Annotated in this window: 19 protein-coding genes; 10 read left to right on the top strand and 9 right to left on the bottom strand. The window is 67.3% G+C overall.

Translation table 11 applies throughout. The features are described from left to right. Nucleotides 1-16: 16 nt before the first annotated feature. Genes ACYVGY_RS12425 through ACYVGY_RS12410 form a run of 4 tightly spaced genes read right to left on the bottom strand, consistent with a single transcriptional unit; the run spans nt 17 to nt 3,855 of the window. The gene (locus ACYVGY_RS12425; protein ID WP_460457811.1) at nt 17-1,234 is read right to left on the bottom strand and encodes an ABC transporter permease; all 1,218 of its coding nucleotides are present in this window, start codon (nt 1,232-1,234) and stop codon (nt 17-19) included. Continuing rightward, nucleotides 1,234-1,926 carry an ABC transporter ATP-binding protein gene (locus tag ACYVGY_RS12420; RefSeq protein ID WP_460457810.1) on the bottom strand — a complete coding sequence of 231 codons (693 nt, stop codon included), beginning with the start codon at nt 1,924-1,926 and terminating at the stop codon, nt 1,234-1,236. Before ACYVGY_RS12420 ends, ACYVGY_RS12425 begins: the two co-directional genes overlap by 1 nt. Beyond that, nucleotides 1,926-3,149 (bottom strand): efflux RND transporter periplasmic adaptor subunit, encoded by a 1,224-nt coding sequence (locus ACYVGY_RS12415; RefSeq protein ID WP_460457809.1) that lies wholly within the window; start codon nt 3,147-3,149, stop codon nt 1,926-1,928. The genes ACYVGY_RS12420 and ACYVGY_RS12415 overlap by 1 nt, the downstream gene beginning before the upstream one ends. A 25-nt stretch (nt 3,150-3,174) precedes the next feature. Then, the gene (locus ACYVGY_RS12410) at nt 3,175-3,855 is read right to left on the bottom strand and encodes a YIP1 family protein (protein WP_460457808.1); all 681 of its coding nucleotides are present in this window, start codon (nt 3,853-3,855) and stop codon (nt 3,175-3,177) included. Nucleotides 3,856-4,080: 225 nt separating this feature from the next. On the opposite strand from ACYVGY_RS12410, the gene ACYVGY_RS12405 reads away from it, so the two are divergent. From ACYVGY_RS12405 to ACYVGY_RS12395, 3 genes are all read left to right on the top strand, one after another. Then, on the top strand, nt 4,081-4,980 hold the full coding sequence (locus ACYVGY_RS12405; RefSeq protein WP_460457807.1) for a dienelactone hydrolase family protein: 900 nt from the start codon (nt 4,081-4,083) through the stop codon (nt 4,978-4,980). Between the two features lie 258 nt (nt 4,981-5,238). Beyond that, nucleotides 5,239-5,946, top strand: a complete 708-nt coding sequence (locus ACYVGY_RS12400) for a pirin family protein (protein ID WP_460457806.1) — start codon at nt 5,239-5,241, stop codon at nt 5,944-5,946. Nucleotides 5,947-6,047: 101 nt separating this feature from the next. After that, nucleotides 6,048-7,589, top strand: coding sequence for a serine hydrolase (locus ACYVGY_RS12395; protein WP_460457851.1), 1,542 nt, complete (start codon nt 6,048-6,050; stop codon nt 7,587-7,589). A 56-nt stretch (nt 7,590-7,645) separates the two neighbouring features. On the opposite strand, the gene ACYVGY_RS12390 is transcribed toward ACYVGY_RS12395, so the two are convergent. The 4 genes from ACYVGY_RS12390 to ACYVGY_RS12375 all read right to left on the bottom strand — a co-directional run bounded on the left by ACYVGY_RS12390 (nt 7,646) and on the right by ACYVGY_RS12375 (nt 12,751). Then, complete coding sequence (locus ACYVGY_RS12390; protein ID WP_460457805.1) at nt 7,646-7,861, bottom strand: hypothetical protein; 216 nt, start codon at nt 7,859-7,861, stop codon at nt 7,646-7,648. A 132-nt stretch (nt 7,862-7,993) separates the two neighbouring features. Further along, on the bottom strand, nt 7,994-9,292 hold the full coding sequence (locus tag ACYVGY_RS12385; protein ID WP_460457804.1) for a hypothetical protein: 1,299 nt from the start codon (nt 9,290-9,292) through the stop codon (nt 7,994-7,996). A 144-nt stretch (nt 9,293-9,436) separates the two neighbouring features. Beyond that, on the bottom strand, nt 9,437-10,147 hold the full coding sequence (locus ACYVGY_RS12380) for a DUF481 domain-containing protein (protein ID WP_460457803.1): 711 nt from the start codon (nt 10,145-10,147) through the stop codon (nt 9,437-9,439). Between the two features lie 84 nt (nt 10,148-10,231). Continuing rightward, entirely contained in the window at nt 10,232-12,751 is a 2,520-nt protein-coding gene (locus ACYVGY_RS12375; protein ID WP_460457802.1) for a diguanylate cyclase domain-containing protein, read from the bottom strand. 176 nt (nt 12,752-12,927) lie between these two features. On the opposite strand from ACYVGY_RS12375, the gene ACYVGY_RS12370 reads away from it, so the two are divergent. From ACYVGY_RS12370 to ACYVGY_RS12350, 5 genes are all read left to right on the top strand, one after another. Further along, nucleotides 12,928-13,509, top strand: a complete 582-nt coding sequence (locus ACYVGY_RS12370; RefSeq protein WP_460457801.1) for a GNAT family N-acetyltransferase — start codon at nt 12,928-12,930, stop codon at nt 13,507-13,509. 40 nt (nt 13,510-13,549) lie between these two features. Beyond that, nucleotides 13,550-17,002 (top strand): transcription-repair coupling factor, encoded by a 3,453-nt coding sequence (gene mfd / locus ACYVGY_RS12365; protein ID WP_460457800.1) that lies wholly within the window; start codon nt 13,550-13,552, stop codon nt 17,000-17,002. A 158-nt stretch (nt 17,003-17,160) separates the two neighbouring features. Continuing rightward, nucleotides 17,161-17,682, top strand: a complete 522-nt coding sequence (locus tag ACYVGY_RS12360; protein ID WP_460457799.1) for a histidine phosphatase family protein — start codon at nt 17,161-17,163, stop codon at nt 17,680-17,682. Nucleotides 17,683-17,897: 215 nt separating this feature from the next. Beyond that, the gene (locus tag ACYVGY_RS12355; RefSeq protein ID WP_460457798.1) at nt 17,898-18,152 is read left to right on the top strand and encodes a hypothetical protein; all 255 of its coding nucleotides are present in this window, start codon (nt 17,898-17,900) and stop codon (nt 18,150-18,152) included. 135 nt (nt 18,153-18,287) lie between these two features. Beyond that, complete coding sequence (locus ACYVGY_RS12350) at nt 18,288-19,151, top strand: pirin family protein (protein WP_460457797.1); 864 nt, start codon at nt 18,288-18,290, stop codon at nt 19,149-19,151. Between the two features lie 69 nt (nt 19,152-19,220). Here the strand turns inward: ACYVGY_RS12350 and ACYVGY_RS12345 are convergent, their stop codons facing one another. Next, nucleotides 19,221-20,060 (bottom strand): pirin family protein, encoded by an 840-nt coding sequence (locus tag ACYVGY_RS12345; protein WP_460457796.1) that lies wholly within the window; start codon nt 20,058-20,060, stop codon nt 19,221-19,223. Nucleotides 20,061-20,247: 187 nt separating this feature from the next. On the opposite strand from ACYVGY_RS12345, the gene ACYVGY_RS12340 reads away from it, so the two are divergent. Then, nucleotides 20,248-20,871, top strand: a complete 624-nt coding sequence (locus ACYVGY_RS12340) for a GNAT family N-acetyltransferase (RefSeq protein WP_460457795.1) — start codon at nt 20,248-20,250, stop codon at nt 20,869-20,871. A gap of 82 nt (nt 20,872-20,953) precedes the next feature. Further along, complete coding sequence (locus ACYVGY_RS12335) at nt 20,954-22,099, top strand: polyamine ABC transporter substrate-binding protein (protein WP_460457794.1); 1,146 nt, start codon at nt 20,954-20,956, stop codon at nt 22,097-22,099. Nucleotides 22,100-22,115 lie beyond the last annotated feature (16 nt).

Raw genomic sequence — 22,115 nt, 5'->3', positions numbered from 1 at the left:
GCGCCCTCTCCAATTATTACTCGTAGCGCAGGGCCTCGATCGGATCCAGGCTGGCGGCCTTCGAGGCCGGCATGATGCCGAACACCACGCCGACCAGGGCCGAGAAGCCGGCGGCCGCGATGATCACCCACATCGGAACCGACGCATCCGGGAAGCCGGGGATCATACTGGCCACGCCGACGCCGATACCCAGGCCAAGCAGGATGCCGATGATGCCGCCCAGCAGGGCAAGCAGGCCGGCCTCGAGCAGGAACTGCACCAGGATGTCGCGACGGGTGGCGCCAAGCGCCTTGAGGATGCCGATCTCACGGGTCCGCTCAGTCACCGAGACCAGCATGATGTTCATGATGCCGATGCCGCCGACCAGCAGCGAAATACTGACGATGCCGGCCAGCACGGCCGTCACCTGCCCGGTGATCTGCTCAAACTGTTTGACGAAGGAGTCGGCTGCCTGGATGCGGAAATCGTCCTCCTCGTCGGGCTTGAGCCGGTGTGAAATACGGATGGCTCGCTTGGCCCGCTCGCGCAGCGCCTCGACGTCCTCGAGGCCTTCGGCGGTGAAGGAAATGGACATGCGCGGCTGGATATTGTTGCCGGTCATCGCCCGGCCAACGTCGAACGGGATCAGGACCAGGTTGTCCTGACTGAAGCCCAGCAGTTCGCCGCGCTTCTCCATCACGCCCACCACCTTGAACCACTCGGTTCCCAGCAGGATGTATTCCCCCATCGGATTTTCCGGCAGGTCCAGATCTTCGATCAGCTTGTGGCCGACGACCGCGACGCGCCTGCGGCCATTGTCGTCGCTGGCCACGATGAAGCGGCCGCGCTCGGGATACATGCCCCGCACCGCGGTGAAGTCGGCGGTGGTGCCGATGACCTGCGGGCTGGTGACGCGGCCGCGATAGCCCACCGTGCTCGGCACCATCATCGTCGGCACCACCTGGGCAACGCCGGGCACCCGGTAGCGCAAGGTGTCGACGTCATTGAAGCTCAGGCGGTTTTCCTTGCCCACCGACGCGTCTGCGAATGGCGTGTAGGGCTGCAGCGTCAACGCGCTGCCGCCGAGGTCGGCGAACTGGTCGGAAACCGACTTGGAAAAGCCCTGCACCAGGGCCACCACCGCGATCACCGAAGCGGTGCCGATCAGGATGCCCAGCGTGGTCAGGAAGCTGCGCATGCGGTGGGCCATCAGGCTGGTCAGCGCAGCGCGGAAAGCTTCGAGGAAGGCGTACATCAGTGCACCTCGCGGGGGGGATTGAGGCTGTCTTCGACGATCTTGCCGTCGCTGACGCGCAGGGTGCGCCGGCAGTGCGCGGCGATATCGGGTTCGTGCGTGACCACCACCACGGTCTGGCCGCTGCGGTGGACCTCGTCAAACAGCGCCATGATTTCCGCCGAGGTGCGCGAGTCGAGGTTGCCGGTGGGTTCATCGGCCAGCAGGATCGAGGGCTTGCCGACCAGGGCACGGGCGACGGCCACACGCTGGCGCTGGCCACCGGAGAGCTGGTTCGGGCGATGGCCGAGGCGGTTGCCCAAGCCGACCTGCTCCAGCGCTTCCTTCGCACGAAGCATGCGATCGGCGCGCGGGATGCCGCGGTAAACCAGCGGCTGCATCACGTTCTCGAGCACGGTGAGGCGCGGCAGCAGGTGGAAGCTCTGGAACACGAAACCGATTTCCTGGTTGCGCACCTGGGCCAGCTCGTTGTCGTTCATGGTCGAGGTGTCGCGACCATTGAGCACGTAGCTGCCTTCGCTGGGCGTGTCCAGACAGCCGATCAGGTTCATGAGCGTGGACTTGCCCGAGCCGGAGGGCCCGATCAGGGCAACGTACTCGTTGCGGCCGATATGCAGGTCGACGCCGGCAAGGGCCATCAACTCCTCTTCGCCCATGATGTAGCGCTTGACGATGCCGCTCAAACGAATCATCAGGAGCCGGCCTCTTCTTCTTCGCCTTCCTCGCCGGTTTCGCCGTCTGCGTCCGCGTCCTTGGCGTCTTTCTCGGTCACGCGTTCGCCTTCAATCAGACCGCGCAGGAGCTTGGCAGGACCGCTGATGACGCGATCACCGGCAGACAGTCCCGAGGTGATCTCCTCCCAGCGGTCGTCGGACAGACCGACTTCGACCACCACCCGCGTAGCGCGACCGTCCCGATCAACCCAGACGTGCCGGGTGACCTTCTTTTCTTCGTCTACGTCCGTACCCACCGCTTCCACCGGCACCGCCAGCGTGGTGCTGCCGTCGCCCAGGAAGATATCGGCGCGCGCGCTCATGCCCGAGCGCAGGGCCAGATCCGCCGGCGGCGTCAGGATTGCGGTTACAAGGTAAGAGCGCCCCTGGTTCTCAAGCGTAGGCGCCAGGGCCACCTGCTCGATCCGGCCCGTGATCGCGGTATCCAGGAAGGCGGCGGCGAAAACCTCCACCTGCTGCCCCAGGGCGATCTTGGCGATGTCGGTCTCGTCCACCTTCAGGTCGGCCTGGATCGCCGAGGTGTCAGCGATCTTCATCAGCTGGGCGCCGGCGAAGGCGTTGGTCGATGCGATGGCGGTTTCCCCGACCTTGATTGGCAGGGCTACGATCACACCCGCGATCGGCGCGCGGATGTCGGTCTTGGACAGTTGCTCGCGCGCCTCGTCCAGGATCGCGTCGGCGCGACGCAGCGCCTCTTCACTGCTCTGCAGCTCCACGCGCGCCAAATCCCGGCCGTTGCGAAGGTCGTCGAACTCGCTCTGGCCGATCATTTTTTGCGCCACCAACTGCTCGCCACGCGCCAGCCGCTTCTCGGCCAGGGCCAGCGCCAGCCGCTGGCGCTCGATGCTGATGACGGCCTGGCGACGGGTGGCCTGCTCGCGCTCGATCGCGTTGCGGTAGGTCTCCGGGTCCAGCCGCAGCAGCAGTTGGCCCTTCTCCACCGTGTCTCCTTCCTCGACCAGGATCTCGCGCACCTTGGCCACCAGCTCCGAGGTCAGGTTGACCTCATTGCGGTATGCCAGCACGCCGGACGCGAGGATGGTAGGCCGGATCGCCTGCTCGGCAACGATGGAAATCTCCACCTGCTTGCTCGATTCGCCGCGGGTGAGCTTCACCAGCAAAGGAATGGCGAGCACGGCGACGATCACCGCCAGGACGATGTACTTCTTGTTGGGCTTCATTCTTTTATCCGGTGCGAAGGAGCGATCAAAGCGCTGCGAACAGCGCCATCGTGCCGTAGATCACCACGCTGGGCAGCAGCGAGACGAACAGCGCCTGGCCCCAGCCCGTGCGGTACCAGGTCTTCCAGCCAAGCGCGGCCAGGAACCAGACCCAGAAATTGAGCAGGCTGAAGCTACGTGCCAGCGCGGCCCAGGGATGACCGTTCTCGAGCTGCACCAGCAGCGGGTCGACGTTGAGCAGCTGCATCGACTCCAGCGAGGCCTGCGGCGAGCTGGTGTAGATGCCGACGATGGCGATCACGCTGCCCAGGATCATCGGCATCGACGACCAGGCGGCCAGCGCCAGGCCGTGGCGGAAGCTGGTCGCGTTGCCGGCAACCTTGCCCGCCAGCATGTAGTAGAGCGCATACAGCGCGAACACAATGGCCATGGTGATCAGGATGATCGGACCGGTGATGTAGCCCAGGGTGCGGGCGCCCGGCATGAACTGCTTGGCCTGCTCAAGCTCCGCGGCGCTCATGTCGCGGCCGGCGGCCTGCAGCTGGTAGTTCATGTACCAGTCCGGGTCGACGTTGAAGAAATACAGGACCGCAGCCAGCGCGCCGATCACGCCGACCAGCAGCGCCGGCACCAGGAAGCTGGGCTTGTCCTTGAGCTCGGCGAAGACCTTGGCCGGGTCCAGGAAGATATTGATCAGCTGCGACATCGTGTTTCCCCAAGAAATAAGAAGGTTGTGCGGCGATTCCCCGAATCGCCGGTGAATGGTAGGTGAAGAAGCCGACCCCTGTCCCGTGACAAGTGTCCTGTATCGACCCTTGCTATCCAGACCGCCGCAGGAGGCAAAACGTGACCAACCGGGCTGCAGGCCTTCACGCCGCGCAGCATCAAGTTTGGAAAGATCGGGTAGAACGCCCGCGACAGGATCGCCCACATGCCCCGACCGCCGCGCCAGACCGCCCGCGACTACGACCCGCGCGTGATGCAGCTGTTCGACCAGTACGTGCACGGCTTGATTGATCGCCGCGGCTTCCTGCAGGGCGCGTCGGGGCTGGCTTTCAGCGCCAGCGCGGCGGTCGGCCTGCTGGCCTCGCTGAGCCCACGCTTCGCCGAAGCCCGCCAGGTGGCCACCGATGATCCGCGCCTGGACGTCCGCCACGTCGAGTTTGCCTCGGCCAAGGGCTACGGCACCGGCCGCGGCTACCTGGCCCGCCCGGTCCAGGCCGCAGGCGAGCTGCCGACGGTGCTGGTGATCCATGAGAACCGCGGCCTCAACCCGCACATCGAGGACGTCACTCGGCGCCTGGCGCTGGAGGGATACCTGGCTTTCGCGCCCGACGCCCTGTTTCCGCTGGGCGGCTATCCGGGTGACGAGGACGCCGCCCGCGGCCTGTTCCAGCAGTTGGACCAGGCCAAGACCCGCGAGGACATGCTGGCGGCGGCCGCCTTCCTGGCGGGCGTCGCGGGCGGAAACGGTCGCATGGGCGCGATTGGCTTTTGCTACGGCGGCGCCATCGCCAACTTCCTGGCAACGCGCCTGCCCGACCTGCGCGCGGCCGTGCCCTTCTACGGCAGCGCCGCGCCGCTGCCGGACGTGCCGGCGATCCAGGCCGAGCTGCTGGTGGTGCTGGCCTCTGAGGACGAACGCGTCAATGCCGGCTGGCCCGCCTACGAGGCGGCCCTGGAGGCCGCGGGCAAGACCTTCACCCTGCTGCAACCCGCCGACACCCTGCACGGCTTCCATAACGACACCACGCCGCGCTACGCCCCCGAAGCCGCAAAGCTGGCCTGGGAGGCCTCGCTGGCGCTGTTCGCCAGGACCCTCAGCGGCTGAGGCTCCAGGAACGGAGCCGCTATCGTTCCCTATTTGGAACGATAGCTTGTCGTAAAGACGGATTGATGTTGTTTTCATCGAGTAGCACAGTAGCTCCCTCGCCAGGCGCTTCAGCCATCGTCGGTATCCCACCGACCTGGAGCGCCCCAACACGGAGCCCACCATGCGCCAGCTCGCCCTTCTGTCCGGCCGCCTCGGCCTGTCCCTGATCTTCATCGTCTTCGGGCTGCTGGTGCACAGCGCCGAAGGGGGTGCCCGTTGATCGCCCTGCGTCCGGCCGGAGACCGGGGCCACGCCGACCACGGCTGGCTGGACTCCTGGCACAGCTTCTCGTTCGCCGACTACCGCGACCCCGACCACGTGCACTGGGGCCCGCTGCGGGTGATCAACGAAGATCGCGTTGCGCCCGGCCAGGGCTTCGGCACCCACAGCCACCGCGACATGGAAATCATCAGCTACGTCCTCGCCGGCTCCCTGGGCCACAAGGACTCGATGGGCAATGCCGCCAGCATCGTGCCGGGTGAAGTACAGCGGCTCAGCGCCGGCACCGGCATCACCCATTCGGAGTTCAACCACAGCGCCGACGACAGCACGCACTTCCTGCAGATCTGGATCATGCCGAAGCGACTTGGCGTCAGCCCGAGCTACGCGCAGAAAACCTTTGCCGCCGAAGAAAAACGCGGCCGCCTGCGACTGGTGGTCAGCCCCGACGGCGCCGAGGGCTCGCTGTCCATCCATCAGGACGCGCGGATGTTCGTGGGCCTGTTCAACGGCGACGAGAACGCGACGCTGCCGCTGGCGCCCGGCCGGCTGGGCTATGTGCACCTGGTAACAGGAGAGCTTGAGATCAATGGACATCGGCTCCGTAGCGGTGACGCGCTCAAGCTGCGCGACGAGGACGCCGTGCGACTCCGCGCCGGCCAAAATGCGGAAGTGCTGGTGTTCGACCTGCCGCCACTGGACTGAGGCAGTGCCGGGGCGGCGGGCGCGCGCGCGGGCATAATCGGGCAACGATCACACCGGAGTCTGCCGTGTCCCGAGCCGCCCTTCGTCTCTACGTGCCGCTACTGCTGGCCCTGCCCTCGCTCAGCCTGGCCGATGCCGCGCCCGATGTCGCCCGGGTCGCCGAAGCCACCCGCCAGCAGTTCGACATCCCCGGCATCGCGGTCGCCATCGTCAAGGACGGTGAGCCCGTGTTTGCCGGCGGCTTCGGTATGCGCGAAGCGGGCAAGCCGGCGCCGGTAACGGCCGACACCCGCTTCGCCATCGCTTCGCTTACCAAGGCTTACACCTCGGCGGCGCTGTCGATCCTGGCCGACGAGGGCAAGCTGTCGCTGGACGACCGCGTCATCGACCACCTGCCCTGGTTCCAGATGTCGGATGCCTACGTCACCCGCGAGATGCGCCTGCGCGACCTGCTGACCCATCGCAGCGGTCTGGCGCTTGGCGCGGGCGACCTGCTGTTCTGGCCGACCACCGGGCACGACACCCGTGAAATCGTGCGTCGGCTGCGCTATGTGCCGCTGGCCACCAGCTTCCGTGCCGACTACGCCTACGACAACGTGCTCTATGCGGTGGCACAGCTGGTGATCGAGGACGTGTCGGGCCAGTCCTACGGCGAGTTCCTGCGCCAGCGCATCTTCACGCCTCTGGCGATGGCCGACACCGTGGTCAACGCCGACGAACTGCCCGCCGGCGCCGATGTCGCGATCGGGCACGCCAAGTTCGACTTCAGCGAACTGCGTCCGGTGCCGCCGATGACCTGGAGCAACAACCAGGCGGCGGGCGGCATCTATTCGAGCGTCAACGATCTTTCCAAGTGGATGCGGCTGCAGTTGGCCGGCGGGATTATCCAGACCCGGGCCGACGGCACCGAACAGCGGCTGTTCAGCCCCGAACGCCATCGGGCGATGTGGGAGTTGGTGACGCCGATTCGGGTACCGGTGAAGCCGTCGGTGCCGGCGCTGGCGCCGGCGCTGCCGCAGTTCGCGGGCTACGGCGAAGGCTGGTCGATCAGCGAGTATCGCGGGCAAAAACTTGTTTCCCACACCGGTGGCTGGCCCGGCATGGTGTCGCGAATCACCCTGGTGCCCGGCCTCGACCTCGGCGTCGTGGTGCTGACCAACCAAGAGGTTGGCGCGGCCTTCAACACCGTGACTATGGAAGTGCTTGACCACTACCTGCAGGCACCGGACACGGACTGGGTCGCGGCCTACGCCGCGGCGGTGGACAAGTCGCGCGCCGCCGCCGACGAAAAATGGGAAGGCCACCAGCGCGCCCGCATCCGCGGCAGCAAACCGTCGCTTCCGCTGGCGCGGTATGCCGCCACCTATCGTGATCCCTGGTATGGCGACGTCATCGTGGCGCTTGAGGACAAGCGGCTGGTGATGCGCTTCGCCCACACCGCCCAGCTGGTGGGCGTGCTTGAACACTGGCAGCAGGAGACCTTCATCGTGCGCTGGACAGACCGCGCGCTCAACGCCGACGCCTTCGCCACGTTCGACCTCACCCCGGACGCCAGCGTGCGTGAGCTCCGGATGGAGGCCGTGTCCTCGCTTACCGACTTCAGCTTCGACTTCCATCACCTGCGGCTGGCGCCGGTGCGCTGAGGCCGCACACGGAAAGGCCGCCGCCCTGTCTCTGGCGGCGGCCTCGCTGGCGTGCTTCAGCAGACGCGCAGCAGGCCGTGAACGCGCGCGACGGTATAGCTGCCGTCACGGCCATAGCCGCTGCTGCGGCCGTAGCCGGTGCCGAAGTCACGCTCGCGGTAGCGGCTGTACTGCCGCACGGGCGGCGCGACGGCGGCGGCCGCCTGCGGGGGCTGCTCAGCCCGCACAGGAGCATTCGGGAAGAGGCGGTAGAAGTCGGCGAGGGTTTTCATGGCAGCGGCCTGTGAGTTGGTGTGCTGGTAATCTACAACACCACATCAATAGCACCATGGGCCGGAAGTCAGGGGTCGCGAAAAATATTTATTTCTCTTTATAAACCAGCTGCTTACAAAACTTCTCCCGAATCATGCCTGGCCACGCGTGACCGCGCTCAGACGCCCCACGCGCTGCAGAAGCTCCCGCAGTGAGTCCTCCAGCGCATGACCGCGCACCTTGTAGCTCATCAGCCGCAGCCGCTGCTCGGCCTCGGATTCACGACCCAGGCGCTCGGCCATCAGCTCGGCGGCCGTCATCACCACCTGCGGTGCCTGCGGGTGATCCGGGAAGCGCGCCTCGAAGCCGTCGGCCAAGGCCACGGCCAGCTGCGCCTGGCCGGTCCGGGCCGCCTGTGCCACCAGCCGCGCGAGATCATCAGGCAGCGCATGCGAATACGAGGGCAGCAGGGTACGTTGCTCCACCATCACCGCCAGCGCGCGTTTGTCCTGTCCGGTGGCCAGCAGGCGGCTGATGTATTCGCGACCGTGCTCGGCAAGGCCATCCCCGTCATTCAACTGCTGCAGGTACTGACGATAGCGATCGTGCAGGGCGTCAGACGCGCCGCGGCCGCGGAACATGTCCTGCAGGCGACGCGCGGCCGCGGCCAGGTCACCCTGCTCGGCCAGCGTTTCGGCTTCGGCCACCGCCTCGTCCTCCATCGGATTGGCGTAGCGTGCACGCGGCACCGCCGACGCAATGTCCAGGCCAAGGACCTGGTGCTTGGCGTGGATGACATAGCCGAGCAGGTGATAGCCCGCGACCAGCAGGTAAAGGCTGACGAAACTGGCGGGCAGCAGGCCCATGCTCCCGGGCAGCACCCAGTACAAGAGCACCTGCACGAGTACGGACACCAACACCATCAGTGCCAGCACACCGACGGCCCCGAAATACACACCGCCAAGGCGGGAGATCAGCGGAAACCAGGCCAATGGATTGAGGGCGTGCCCCAGGTTGTCGTCCACCGCCAGCAGCAACACGGCCGCAGGCAGGAACAATACGGCGAACCCGAGCAGGTACAGCGAAAACACCGGATTTCCCCACAGGGCGATCGCCTGGATCGGAAGGAAAACCACCAGCATGAGCATGATCTGGTTCAGCGCCGCGCCGTCGGTCGCCATCATGTCTTCCGCACCCATGGGTTCGAAGCGACCCTGCATGGTGTTCACCAGCGCCTCGACCGCGAGCTTGAAGCCCATCACCCAGAACCCGAGTTCGAACACCAGCCCGAGCAGGCTGGGAAGATGGGACAGCAAGCGCAGCAGGCATAGCGCAGCGATCATCCAAAGCATGGACTTGTGCGCGGGATAGGCCAGGATCGCCGGCAAGCGTTCGGATACGGGCTGGATCGGCGGCGCGTGGGTGGCCATGGTTTTCAGGACTCGGGGCATCGATAGCCCGAGCCTAGTGGCTCACTCGCGCCGACGTCAAAGCAGGGACGGCGGGAATGCGACCCGGGTGAACCCTGCCCCGGACACCACGGCCCCGGACACCACGGCCCCGGGCCGCCGCGAAGGCGGTGCCGGGGCGATCGATTACGGCGCTTTGGCGCGGGGCGTCCAGACGATGTTGATCGACGTCAGGGTATCGGTGCGCTCGAGGCCTGCCGGCGCTTCGGTGTTGTGGCGGGCCTGGAAGGCGGCCTTGAGCGCCAGGGTCTTGTTGATGCTCACGGCGATGCCGATGTCATTCTGCGCGAAGGTGTTGTCCGCCGTCGCCTCGACCAGAAGGGTGTTGAAGAACCGGGTCGAATCGGTGATCTGGTGCTGGTAGTCGGCATAGCCGCGCAGCAGGGCGTCGGTTTCTTCGCCGCCGCCATCGGCAAGCCGCGCATGGCGGATACCGGGACCGCCTTCGAGCTGGAAGCTACGGCCTTCTTCCTTCACCAGCCAGGCACCATAGTTGAGCGCCAGGGTCGACTGCTGCTCGAAGGCCGAGAAGTCGTCGCGCTCGAAACGCGCGGCGAAGCCCAGATACTGGCGCTCGGCCAACAGACGCGCGGTCTTGCCGCCCAGCTCGAAGCGGTTCGCGGTCAATGCGTCGTCGGACTCGGCTCGCAGCGCGGCCAGGAAGTATTCGTGGGTCCAGAGTGCATCTTCGCCCTTGAGCGAGAACTTGCCGTTGGCGCTGGTGGTGTCCGAGTTGCCGGTGGTGTTGACGACGCCGAGTTCGGCATTCGGGGTCCAGTCGGCGGAGACGGGTGCAGCAAGCGCCAGCAGCGCCAGCGGCAGGAGGGAACGGATCATGGAGTGGGAGCCTGAAGGTGGTTAGACCCAGTATTAAAACGCGGCCTTCATGAACCTCGCGATAAGGCGCTGGCGTCGACCCGTTCAGTCGACCTGCTGCATCTTCCAGTTGCCCCGGCCCGCCGCCTTGGCCGCGTACATCGCCTGGTCCGCGGCCAGCATCAGCTGCTTGGTGTCGGCCAGGCCGCCGCTGAAGCCAATGCCGATACTGGTACCGACCCACCGCGACTGGCCCCCGACCTCGATCGGGCGACGCATGTGCTCGAGTAACTTTTCGGCGAAGCCGATGGCGCCCTCGGGAGAAACCACCGCCTCGACCAGAACCGCGAATTCGTCGCCGCCCAGCCTGGCCACCAGGTCACCCCCACGCACGCAGGAAGAGAGACGGCGGCCGAATTCCCGCAATACTTCGTCGCCGGCGGCATGGCCAAGTTCGTCATTGATGGCCTTGAACCGATCGATGTCGATCATCAGCAGGGCCAGCGGCACCTGATGCCGCGTGCTGCGCGCCAGCGCAGCCGCAAGCCGCTCGTCGAAGTAACGTCGGTTGGCCAGCCCGGTCAGGGCATCATTGCGTGCCAGCGTCTTGAGCGCCTGTTCGGCCTCCTTGAGCTGGGTGATGTCGTAGGTAAACGAGAACACGCCCCGCTGTGAGCCGTCCGCACCCAGGTCCGGAACGTAGGTCGTCTGGTAGTGATAGTGCCTGCCGCCGATATCGGCCTCGCCTTCATAGGTGACGCGTTCGCCAGCGAGCGCACGGGCAAGGTGCTCGCTAATTTCGCTGTAGATCGCCTCGCCCCGCACCTCGCGCACGGTCTTGCCCACCAAACCATCTTCGATATAGCCGAACAGTTTGTCGCCAACGGCGTTGGCGAAGGTGTAGCGCTCCTGCTGGTCGACGTGGGCGATCATCGCCGGGACGTTGTCGGTGATCGCGCGCAGCCGGACCTGTGCCGCCTCCAGCGCCTGCTCGTCGCGGACGCGACTGCTGACGTCGCGCCCGGCATAGACCAGCTCGTCGTGACCATCGAGGTCGTGCACGCGACGTACCGCCGCTTCGATCCAGACATAGTGACCGGCGGCATGGCGCGCCCGGTAGCGCAGGGTCTCGGTACCGCCCTCGCGCATCACGCGCGTGAACAGTTCGTCCAGCTGCGCGCGATCGTCGCTATTGACCAGGTCGGGCCGCGGCGACTGCAGTTCTTCGGGCTCCACACCCAGGATCTCCCGCACCGAGGGCGACACATAGCGCCGCTGGCCATCGGGTCCGATCCGCAGCACCAGGTCGCTGGAGTTGTCGGCCAGCGTACGGTACTGCGCCTCTCGGTCCTTGAGCCGAGCCATCGCCTCCGCCAAGCGGACGTGCCCGCGCCTCTGGACCCAGAACACCGCGGCCAGCGACAGCAGCGCGACCATGCCGATCGCCATCAGCAGGTAGCCCAGTCGGTTTGATTGCGCCAGCGCCTCGCTGCGTTCGCGCGCCAACGCAGTTTCGCCTTCGAGCCGCAGGATCTCGTTTTCACGTTCGGCGTACTTCAGACGGGCGCTGAAGTCTTCCGCCGCCTGCGCCCGTTCGGACTGGGCAATGGCGTTTTCCAGGACCAGGAAACGCTGGAATTTCGGCGCCAACTCGGTGCCGCCCGGATCGTAGCGAAGCAACACGCCCACCATTTCGCGCAAGACGCGCAGCTCATCGGACTGCAGCTCCAGCATTCGGAAAGAGCGCTGGGCGGCAATCAGTTCGCGTCGCGCGGTATCGCCATCGCCGGCGTCTGCGGCCGCCAGTCCGAGGACTTCGTGCCCGAGGCCGCGCAGTTGGGAATTGCGAAGCTGTTCGGCCATTGCCAGCACGCGCTCGCCGCTCCTGCGCTGGGTCGCGACATCGCCACCGATGCGCGCAATGCGGGCACTTTCGAGATAGAGCTCGGCCTCGAGTTTGGGGTCCTCCAGCTGCTGCGAAATGCGGGCCGCGGCGGCCAAGGCCTCACGCGCCGAATCGACGTCGCCCATCTGGGCCCGGGCACGCGCGAGATTCCTCATCAGGCGCGCCTGCATCGCCAGGCCTTCGCCCTCAGCCAGCACCTGCATGCCGCGGCGGGCGTAGTCCGCGGCGGCCGCGTGCTTGCCCAGGGTGTAACTGAGTGAGGAATACGCCAGCAGCACGTCCGCCAACAGTTCCGGTTGCGGGTTGTCCTTGAGCAGTAGCTCGGCCTCGGCCAGCAGGCGCCCACCGCGGGTGTAGTCCTGCATGGCAATGCGGGCGCGGCTTTCGGCGATCAGGCCGCGCACGGCCAAATGGGGTGCATTGGCCTCCATCGCAGCCCGCCGCGCCTCGATGCCGGCCTCGCGCTGGCAATCCCAGTCGGCGACGACGCGGCAGGCGTTGGCACGCGCCAGTTCGAGCCGGGCCACCTCGCGGATATCGCCGGCCAGCCGGGCACTGATCAAGGCCTGGCCGAGCTCGGCCCGCACCGCCTCGGGTTCAACGAGCGCGCGCAGCTCCAGTGGATGACGATCCAGGGTGTCGCTGAGATCGGAAGCCGGGTCCGGCACCTGGGTCGACGGTGTCGCCGGGGCCGGGCCTGCGAACAGAAGGCAGGCCAACAGCCAAACCCCCGCCAAGACAGGCCGATGCGAACGCGTACCTGCGTGAAAGCGGAAGGAAGTCATCAGCTGACAGCGTACGCCGCCGCAACATCTGGAAACAACCAGCCGTACCATGAACCGCCTCCGGGGGGATTAGAGCAAGCCCCCAGCCCGCACTTGAGACCCTTGCGACCATGACCGCTGCCCGCCGCCGCAATGCCCGGCCCTCGAGGCGCCCCGAGCGCACCGACGCGCTGCGCCTGCCCGACGGGCGCCAGCTCTGGCTGCGGCCGGTGCTGCCGGCCGACCTGGCGCCCATCGCCGGCGGTTTCGAACTGCTCGGCGAGGAAGAGGTGCGCCGTCGCTACCTGCACCCGGTGAAGGCGCTGAGCGCAACCTATCTGCAGCAGCTGGTGTCGCCGCCCCCTGGCGAGGGGTTTGCCGTGGTCGCGGCCGAACCGCTGCCAGCCGGCGAGGCGCTGGTGGGAGCGCTGGCTCGCCTGACCCGTGATCCGGACCGGGAAAGCGCGGAGTTCGCGATCCTGGTCTCGCACTTCGTGGCCGGCCAGGGTTTGGGCCAGGCCCTGATGCTGCGCCTGATCGAATGGGCCCAGGCACAGGGTATCCGCCGCATCTGGGGCGATGTGCTCGATGACAACACCACCATGATCGCCCTGGCTCTCTCGCTGGGCTTTGTCCGCCATGCCAACCCGGACGAGCCGCGCCTGGTGCGCGTCACGCTGGATCTGCCGACCAAAGCAAAGCGCCGGTCTTGACCCATCCACGACTGCCGCCTGCGGTAAACTCCGCGGCCCCATGAAACGACCTCTCCTTCCCTCCGCGCCCCGCCCCAAGGCAGGCCAGCAGCGCGCGCTCTGGCGTGCCCCGGCCAGCGCCAGCGCCATGGCCCTGGGTCTGGCCGAAGCCGCGCGCCAGCACCCAGGCCTGGTCCTGGCAGTCACCCGTGACAGCCACGCCGCCCAGTCCCTCGAGCACGACCTGAAGGTCTTGGCCGGCGACCTGCCGGTGCTGCATTTCGCGGACTGGGAAACCCTGCCCTACGACCTGTTCAGCCCGCACCCGGACATCGTCTCGCAGCGCGTGGCTGCGCTGTACCGCCTGCCCAGTGCGCGCAAGGGCGTGCTGGTGGTACCGGTGGCCTCGCTGATGCAGCGCTTGCCGCCGCCGAGCTGGATCGCCGGCAATACGCTTGATCTGAGTAAAGGCCAGAAGCTCGACTTCGACGTCGAGAAAAGACGCCTGGAGGCCGCCGGCTACCGAAACGTGCCGCAGGTGCTCGACCCCGGCGACTTCGCTGTGCGCGGCGCCTTGCTCGATCTCTACCCGATGGGCGCCGACCTGCCCTATCGCATCGAACTTTTCGATGACGAGATCGACTCGCTGCGCACCTTCGACCCCGACACGCAGCGCTCGGACCACGCGGTGGATACCGTGCGCCTGCTGCCGGCGCGCGAGTTCCCACTCGACGAGGCAAGCACCCGCCGCGTACGCGAAGCCCTGCGTGAACGCTTCGACTTCGACCCGCGCCGCTGTCCGCTCTACCAGGATCTCAAGGAGGGCGGCGCGCCGGCCGGCATCGAGTACTACCTGCCGCTGTTCTTCGACCACACCGCCAGCCTGTTCGACCACTTGGGCGACGACACCCTGGTCGTGCTTGGCGAAGGTGCACCGGAAGCCGCGGTGGCGTTCTGGGCGCAGACCACCGACCGCTGGGAACAGCGCCGCCACGACATCGAGCGGCCCATCCTGGCGCCGGCGGATATCTTCCTGCCGCCCGATGAGCTGCGCACCCGACTCAACCAGGTCGCGCGCATCGAAGTCTGCGCCGAGGGCCACGCCCAGCGCGACAAGGCCGTCGCCATGCCCGAACAGCCGGCACCGTCGCTGGCCTGGAGCCAGAAAGGTGGCGAACCGGGCAGCGCGCTGCACGGCTTCCTGCGCGCCTACCCCGGACGTACCCTGCTGGCCGCCGATTCCGCCGGTCGTCGCGAGGCGCTGATCGAGCTGCTGGCCTCCGCGGACCTGCGGCCGACCGTGGTCGCCAGTTGGGACACCTTCCTCGAAGGCGAAGAACGCTTCGCGATCACCGTGGCCGGGCTCGAGGACGGCTTCGCGCTGGTGGAACCGGCGCTGGCGGTGCTCACCGAGCGCCAGCTCTTCCCCGACCGCGCCGAGCAGAGCCGCCGCCGCAAGCGCGCCACGCGCGATCCGGACACGGTGCTGCGCGATCTGAGCCAGATCACGATGGGCTCGCCGATCGTGCACGAGGACCACGGCGTCGGCCGCTACCAAGGCCTGGTCACCCTCGACAGCGGTGGCGTCACCGGCGAGTTCCTGCAAATCGAATACGCCAAGGGCGACAAACTCTATGTACCGGTCGCCCAGCTCCAGCTGGTCAGCCGCTACTCGGGCGCCTCGCCGGACTTGGCGCCGCTGCATTCGCTGGGCGGCGAGCAGTGGGAGAAAGCCAAGCGCAAGGCCGCCGAGAAAGTGCGCGATGTCGCGGCCGAGCTGCTTGAGATCCAGGCGCGGCGGCACGCCCGCCAGGGCCTGGCGCTGGGGGTCGACCGCGCCATGTACGAACCCTTCGCAGCCACGTTCCCGTTCGAGGAAACGCCCGACCAGCTCGCCGCTATCAACGCCGTCATCGCCGACATCGGCCAGGCCACGCCGATGGATCGCGTGGTCTGCGGCGACGTTGGCTTCGGCAAGACGGAAGTCGCCGTGCGTGCCGCCTTCGTCGCCGCCACGGCCGGCAAGCAGGTCGCGGTGCTGGTGCCGACCACGCTGCTGGCCGAGCAGCATTACCGTAATTTCCGCGACCGCTACGCCGACTGGCCCCTGAAGGTGGAGGTGCTGAGCCGCTTCAAGTCAGCCAAGGAAGTGAAGGCTGCCCTGGCCCAACTGGCCGAGGGAAAGATCGACGTGATCGTCGGCACCCACCGGTTGCTGCAGGCCGACGTGAAGTTCCACGACCTGGGGCTGGTGGTGGTGGACGAGGAGCAGCGCTTCGGCGTGCGCCAGAAGGAGGCCCTGAAGGCGCTTCGCGCCGAGGTGCACCTGCTGACCCTGACCGCCACGCCGATTCCGCGCACCCTGAACATGGCCATGAGCGGCCTGCGCGAACTGTCCATCATTGCCACGCCGCCGGCGCACCGGCTGGCGGTACAGACCGTGGTCACGCCCTGGGACCCGGCCCTGCTGCGCGAGGCCTTCCAGCGTGAACTGGCGCGTGGCGGCCAGGTCTACTTCCTGCACAACGAAGTCGAGACCATCGAGAAGAAAGCGCGCGAGCTGGCGGAACTGGTGCCCGAAGCGCGCATCCGCGTCGCCCACGGCCAGATGCCGGAGCGCGAGCTCGAGCAGGCCATGCTCGATTTCCACCGCCAGCGCTTCAACGTGCTGGTATGCACGACCATCATCGAGTCGGGCATCGACATCCCGAGTGCGAACACGATCATCATCCATCGTGCCGACCGCTTCGGCCTGGCTCAGCTGCACCAGCTGCGCGGTCGCGTCGGCCGTTCGCACCATCGCGCCTACGCCTACCTGGTGGTGCCGGACAAGAAGGCCATGACCGGCGATGCCGGCAAGCGCCTCGAGGCATTGGTATCGCTCGACGAACTGGGCGCCGGCTTCACCCTGGCCACGCACGACCTGGAGATCCGCGGCGCCGGCGAGCTGCTGGGTGAGGACCAGAGCGGGCAGATGGCCGAGATTGGCTTCTCGCTTTACACCGAGCTGCTCGAGCGCGCAGTCAAGTCGATCAAGTCCGGCAAGATCCCCGACTTCGACCCGGCCACGCGCCACGGCGCCGACGTCGAGCTGCACATCCCGGCCCTGATCCCGGAAGACTACCTGCCCGACGTGCATGCCCGGCTGACGCTCTACAAACGCATCGCCGGTGCGCGAGACGAGGACCACTTGAAGGAGCTCCAGGTGGAGATGGTGGACCGCTTCGGCGTGCTGCCGGAGCCGGCCAAGCAGCTGTTCGCGGTGGCGTGGCTCAAGCTCGCCGCTACCCCGCTCGGCATCCGCAAGCTCGAGCTGGGCCCGACCGGTGGCCGGCTGACGTTCATGCCCCAGCCCACCATCGACCCGATGTCGGTGATCCGGATGATCCAGTCCCAGCCCAAGGTCTATGGCATGGACGGACCCGACAAAATCCGCATCCGCATGGAGCTGCCCGACGCCGCCTCGCGCCTGCGCACGGCCAAGGGACTCCTGGCGCTGCTTGGCAAGGGCTGATGGGCCTCGACTGACCGCCTTGGCGCAGCCCGGCTGGGGGGCCAGAATGCCCCCATCCAACCGGGGGACATCAGCATGGACGAGCGCATTCGAAATGGGGCAGTCGTACGGCTCACGGGAGGCGCCCTTGGTGGCGCCATTAACACCCTGGACCTGCTGTGAGCCGGGGGCTGATCGCGCTCGCCTTCACCTTCCTGGCCCTCATGGCGTTCGTGCCCGCGCTCGCCGAGGCTGACGTGCTGGTCGTGGTGGTGCGGCATGCCGAGAAGGCCACCAACGATCCGCGCGACCCGGACCTGGACGCCGCCGGTGAGGCACGCGCCCGATCACTGGCCACCGTCCTGGCGGGCAGTCGCCTCGATGTCGCCTTCACCACGCAGTACAAGCGCACGCGCCAGACCGCAACGCCTGCGGCTGCCGCGGCTGGCATCGCCGTGACGGTGAGGCCAGTAGACGACGACAACGCCGCCACGTATGCCGCCGACCTCGCGCGCGACCTGCGGGCGCTGCCCGCGGGTAGCGTGGCGTTGGTGGTCGGACACAGCAACACCGTGCCCGGCATCGTCGCTGCGCTGGACGGTCGCCCGGAAGCCGCCATGCCGGAAACCGAGTACAACCGGTTTACAACCCTCAGGTTGCGGCCCGATGGCGGCGCCGACACCGTCGTATCTCGCTACTGAGCGCAGCGCACCAATTCCTGTCCACCATCGCTAACGGCGGTGCGCATGCCAGCGCGGACAGCGCGAACCCATGATTGGATTCGAAAGTCGTGCTTAGCCAGCGCTCACACGTAAACGTGAAATTCGCGCTGGCTCTGTCGTTTGTGGTTTGCCACTGTGTGCCGGCCGCAGCTGCCCAACGCGGCCCATCCATCCACACAAGGATCCCCCCAATGATGAAGCTCAAGTCCCTGCTTGCCACGGCATTCATGACCGCCGCCCTGTTTGCGTCGCCGTTGGCCTTCTCGCAGGATGCGAATCCGCCGCCGCCGCCGCCGCGCGCCTGCGATCTCCCGGGCGCCGAAGGCTGCGCTCCGATTGGAGGCAACGTCTGCACCGCCAACGGTTGTTACCAGATGCAGTGCAACGCCGCCGGCTGCGTGCTGGTATTCACCCCGGCCGGCCCCCGGGTTTGGGACAAGGAACGCTGAGCCCAGCCGCTCACCTCCGGTGACGGGCCCGCTCTGCGGGCCCGTTTTTTTTGTGCAACATCCTGTTCCTGCGGCGCGGGTGGTAGCTGGCGGGCGATCGCGGCATGCTGCCCCTCATAGTCCCCGGAGCCCGCCATGACCCTCTCGATCCCACCGCGGGTGCACGACCTCGGCGGCGGCTTCACCGTCAAGCGCCTGCTGCCGCACGCCAAGGCGCGCAGTGTCGGCCCCTTCGTCTTCTTCGACCATATCGGGCCCGCCGAGCTCGGCCCCGACCAGGGCCTGGATGTCCGACCCCATCCGCATATCGGACTGGCGACCGTCACCTATCTCTGGGAAGGCGCGATCCTGCATCGCGACAGCCTGGGCGCGGTGCAGGAGATCAATCCTGGCGACGTGAACTGGATGACCGCCGGTCGCGGCATCGTGCATTCGGAGCGCACACCCGAACGCCTGCGCGGCCAGCCGCAGCGCATGCATGGCCTGCAGACCTGGGTCGCGCTGCCGCAGTCGCATGAGGAGACCGAGCCGTCCTTCGCCCACCATCCGAAGGCATCGCTGCCGGTGCTCGAACGGCCGGGCGTTCGGCTCACCATCGTCGCTGGACATGCCTTCGGGGAACGGGCGCCGGTGGCGGTGCTCATCAACACGCTCTATGTCTCGATCGACCTGAGCCCGGGCGCCAGCCTGGCGATCCCGGCCGAACATCTCGAGCGCGCGCTCTACCCGGTGTCGGGCGAGCTGACGCTAGACGGCGAGCCGCTGCCCCTCGAACACCTGGCCGTGCTTGAGCCCGGCACCGAACCGCTGCTTCGCGCCTCATCGGCCGCGCGCGTCATGCTGCTCGGCGGCTCGCCGCCGGATGGCCATCGCCATGTCTGGTGGAACTTCGTATCCAGCTCGCGTGAACGCATCGAACAGGCCAAGCAGGCCTGGCGCGACGGCGCCATGGGCCAGGTGCCGGGAGAAACCGAAACGATCCCGCTGCCCGATCGCTGACGGGCCAGGCCACGACGCGATCGAGCGAGGCGTCGACGACTTCCGAGCGCCGCCCTTGCCTGGCCGGGCTTAGAACCGCCCGGCCTGGAAATCCTCGAACGCCTGGCGCAGCTCGGCCTGCGTGTTCATCACGAAGGGGCCATGGCGCGCCACCGGCTCGCGCAGCGGTCGGCCGGCGACCAGGATCAGGCGCGTGCCTTCGTCGCGGCCGTGGATCCGCACCTCTTCGCCGGAACCCAGCACCGCCAGCTCCCCCGCCTGCACCAGCGTCGCGTCCTCACCTACGGTGATCGCACCTTCGTAGACATAGGCGAAGGCCGAATAGTCGGTCGGGATGGAATGCTCGAAGCGCGCGCCTGCGTCCAGCCGCAGGTCGAAATAGGTCGGGTCGGTAGCGGGCTGAACAATGGCCCCCGCATGTGCGCCGATGCGGCCGGCGATCAACTTGCCGCGCACGCCAGGCGCCAGCTCGATCTCAGGAAAATGCGCCGGGCCGTACTCCTGGTAGCGCGGCGGCCCCATTTTCTCGGCCGCCGGCAGATTTACCCACAGCTGGAAGCCGCGCATGCGCCCCGCTTCCTGCTCGGGCATCTCGGAGTGGACGATGCCGCGACCGGCGGTCATCCACTGCACGCTGCCGGGCACGAGCACGCCTTCGTTGCCGTGGTTGTCCTTGTGGCGCATGCGCCCGTCGAGCATATAGGTCACGGTCTCGAACCCGCGATGCAGATGCGAAGGAAAGCCGGCCAGATAGTCTTCCGGTCGGTCCGTGCCGAACTCATCGAGCATCAGGAAAGGGTCGAGATCGGGCAGCAGCGGCGTACCAATGACACGTCGCAGCTTCACGCCGGCGCCATCGGAGGCAGGCGTGCCGCGCACGGTGCGGACAACAGGGCGAACGGTGGGCATCGGAAGCTTCCAGTGGCAGCGACGGGTCGCGCTGGGTCAAAGATAGGGATCAGCCTGCGCCTTCACATCCCTGCGGCCCGCAACGCAGGGTTGCATGGTGCCGTAACCCAAGCCGGTCTGGCGTCCTGACTAGGGCGGGAAATACGTTCTCTCCCGGTAGCGCCCCCGCCGCCCGACGTCTCCGCCCATGACCCTGAGCCCTATGCCGACTGCCCGCCGCGCGAGGATCGCCCCGACACTCGCCCCCGCCCCCGTCATCACGGGGCAGTTGCCGACCCTGGCGGCCCCCCGGCTGCAGCTGCGCTGGATACACGACTCGGACCTCGACGATCTTTACGGCGTTCTGTCCGACCCGGACGTCACCCGCTACTGGAGTCACCAGGCGTGGTCCGGCCCGGACGAAGCGCCGATCTATTTCGAGACCCTCCAGCAGGGCTTCCTGCGTGGCGATCTGTTCCAGTGGGGCATCGCCCTGCGCGGTGATGACCGCCTTATCGGCACCGCCACCCTCTGCGACATCGACCTCGTCCAGGGCCGCGCCGAACTGGGATTCGCCCTGGCGCGCGACCACTGGGGCCGACGCTACGGGCGCGAGGCCCTGACCGTGCTGCTGGAGTACGCCTTCGGCACTCTGGGCCTGCGCCGCATCGAGGCCGACGTGGATCCACGCAACCTGCCCTCGCTGCGCACGCTCGAGGGCCTGGGCTTCCTGCGCGAAGGCTACCTGCGCCAGCGCTGGCAGGTCGGCGGCGAATTGCAGGACAGTGTGCTGATGGGCCTGCTGGCCAGCGACTGGCCCGCCGCGCCCTGAGGCCTGCCGCGCCCAAAGCAGCGCGTTGACAGCACCAGGAGCGACGCCGACCATGGTCGTTCACTTCCCGCTGGAGTCCGCGATGTCCCTCCCCCTGCGCCTGAGCCTGATCGCCTCCGCCCTTGTGTTGGCCGCCTGCGGCCGCGGGCCCGACAGTGCCGACACCAACAGCGCTACCGCGCCCACCGCCCCGGCCGGCGAACAGGTGGTTTATGTCTACAACTGGTCCGATTACATCGCCGAAGACACGCTGGCGAACTTCGAGCGCGACACCGGCATTCGCGCCGTGTACGACAACTACGACAGCAACGAAATGCTCGAAGCCAAGCTGCTGGCCGGTGCCTCGGGCTACGACCTGGTCTTCCCGTCGGCCCGACCGTTCGCGCAGCGCCATATCCAGGCCGGGATCTACGGTCCGATCGACCGCGCCAAGCTGGGCAACTACGGCAACCTTGATCCGGACATCCTGGCCGGCCTGGTCGATGTTGACCCGGGCAATGCCCACACCGTGCCCTACATGTGGGGCACGACCGGCCTGGGCATCAATGTCACCAAGGTGCGCGAGATCCTCGGCGAGGATGTCGCGCTGGACTCCTGGGCGCTGCTGTTCGACCCGGCCAACGCCGCCAAGCTCGCGGCCTGCGGCATCAGCGTGCTCGACGACCCGCAGGAGGCCTTCGGCGCCGCCCTGATCTATCGGGGTCGCGACGCCAACGGACTCACCGGCGACGAAACCCAGGTGGTTACCGACACGTTTGCGGCGGTGCGCGAACACATCCGCGCCTTCGACTCCTCCCGCTACATCGACGATCTGGCCAATGGCGACCTGTGCCTGGCCATGGGCTATTCCGGCGACGTGTTCCTGGCCGGCGACCGCGCCGAGGAAGCCGGCAACGGCGTCGAGATCGCCTACATCATTCCCAAGGAAGGCGCCTTGCGCTGGGTTGACCTGATGGCCATTCCCAAGGACGCGCCGCATGCCGACAACGCCCACGCGCTGATCGACTACCTGCTCAAGCCCGAGGTTTCCGCCGGCATCACCAACTACGGGGCCTACGCCAGCCCGAACACGGCGGCCACCGCCCTGGTTGACCCGGACATCAGCGGTGACCCGGGCATCTACCCGCCGGCCGAGGTCGAGGCCAAGCTGGTCGACCCGATCACCTTCGATGCCGAAGTCACCCGTGAGAGGGTGCGCGCCTGGACCTCGATCAAGACCGGCCGCTGAGGCAGCACGGGCCGAA

It is taken from the genome of Arenimonas alkanexedens (assembly GCF_054781355.1).
The sequence above is the reverse complement of the archived record's forward strand: the minus strand, read 5'-3'. Positions and strand labels throughout refer to the sequence as shown.

Coding starts and splice junctions, on each gene's coding strand:
- ACYVGY_RS12425 (WP_460457811.1), bottom strand. CDS start 1,234: ATGTACGCCTTCCTCGAAGCTTTCCGCGCTGCGCTGACCAGCCTGATG.
- ACYVGY_RS12420 (WP_460457810.1), bottom strand. CDS start 1,926: ATGATTCGTTTGAGCGGCATCGTCAAGCGCTACATCATGGGCGAAGAG.
- ACYVGY_RS12415 (WP_460457809.1), bottom strand. CDS start 3,149: ATGAAGCCCAACAAGAAGTACATCGTCCTGGCGGTGATCGTCGCCGTG.
- ACYVGY_RS12410 (WP_460457808.1), bottom strand. CDS start 3,855: ATGTCGCAGCTGATCAATATCTTCCTGGACCCGGCCAAGGTCTTCGCC.
- ACYVGY_RS12405 (WP_460457807.1), top strand. CDS start 4,081: ATGCCCCGACCGCCGCGCCAGACCGCCCGCGACTACGACCCGCGCGTG.
- ACYVGY_RS12390 (WP_460457805.1), bottom strand. CDS start 7,861: ATGAAAACCCTCGCCGACTTCTACCGCCTCTTCCCGAATGCTCCTGTG.
- ACYVGY_RS12385 (WP_460457804.1), bottom strand. CDS start 9,292: ATGCCCCGAGTCCTGAAAACCATGGCCACCCACGCGCCGCCGATCCAG.
- ACYVGY_RS12380 (WP_460457803.1), bottom strand. CDS start 10,147: ATGATCCGTTCCCTCCTGCCGCTGGCGCTGCTGGCGCTTGCTGCACCC.
- ACYVGY_RS12370 (WP_460457801.1), top strand. CDS start 12,928: ATGACCGCTGCCCGCCGCCGCAATGCCCGGCCCTCGAGGCGCCCCGAG.
- mfd (WP_460457800.1), top strand. CDS start 13,550: ATGAAACGACCTCTCCTTCCCTCCGCGCCCCGCCCCAAGGCAGGCCAG.
- ACYVGY_RS12355 (WP_460457798.1), top strand. CDS start 17,898: ATGAAGCTCAAGTCCCTGCTTGCCACGGCATTCATGACCGCCGCCCTG.
- ACYVGY_RS12350 (WP_460457797.1), top strand. CDS start 18,288: ATGACCCTCTCGATCCCACCGCGGGTGCACGACCTCGGCGGCGGCTTC.
- ACYVGY_RS12345 (WP_460457796.1), bottom strand. CDS start 20,060: ATGCCCACCGTTCGCCCTGTTGTCCGCACCGTGCGCGGCACGCCTGCC.
- ACYVGY_RS12340 (WP_460457795.1), top strand. CDS start 20,248: ATGACCCTGAGCCCTATGCCGACTGCCCGCCGCGCGAGGATCGCCCCG.
- ACYVGY_RS12335 (WP_460457794.1), top strand. CDS start 20,954: ATGTCCCTCCCCCTGCGCCTGAGCCTGATCGCCTCCGCCCTTGTGTTG.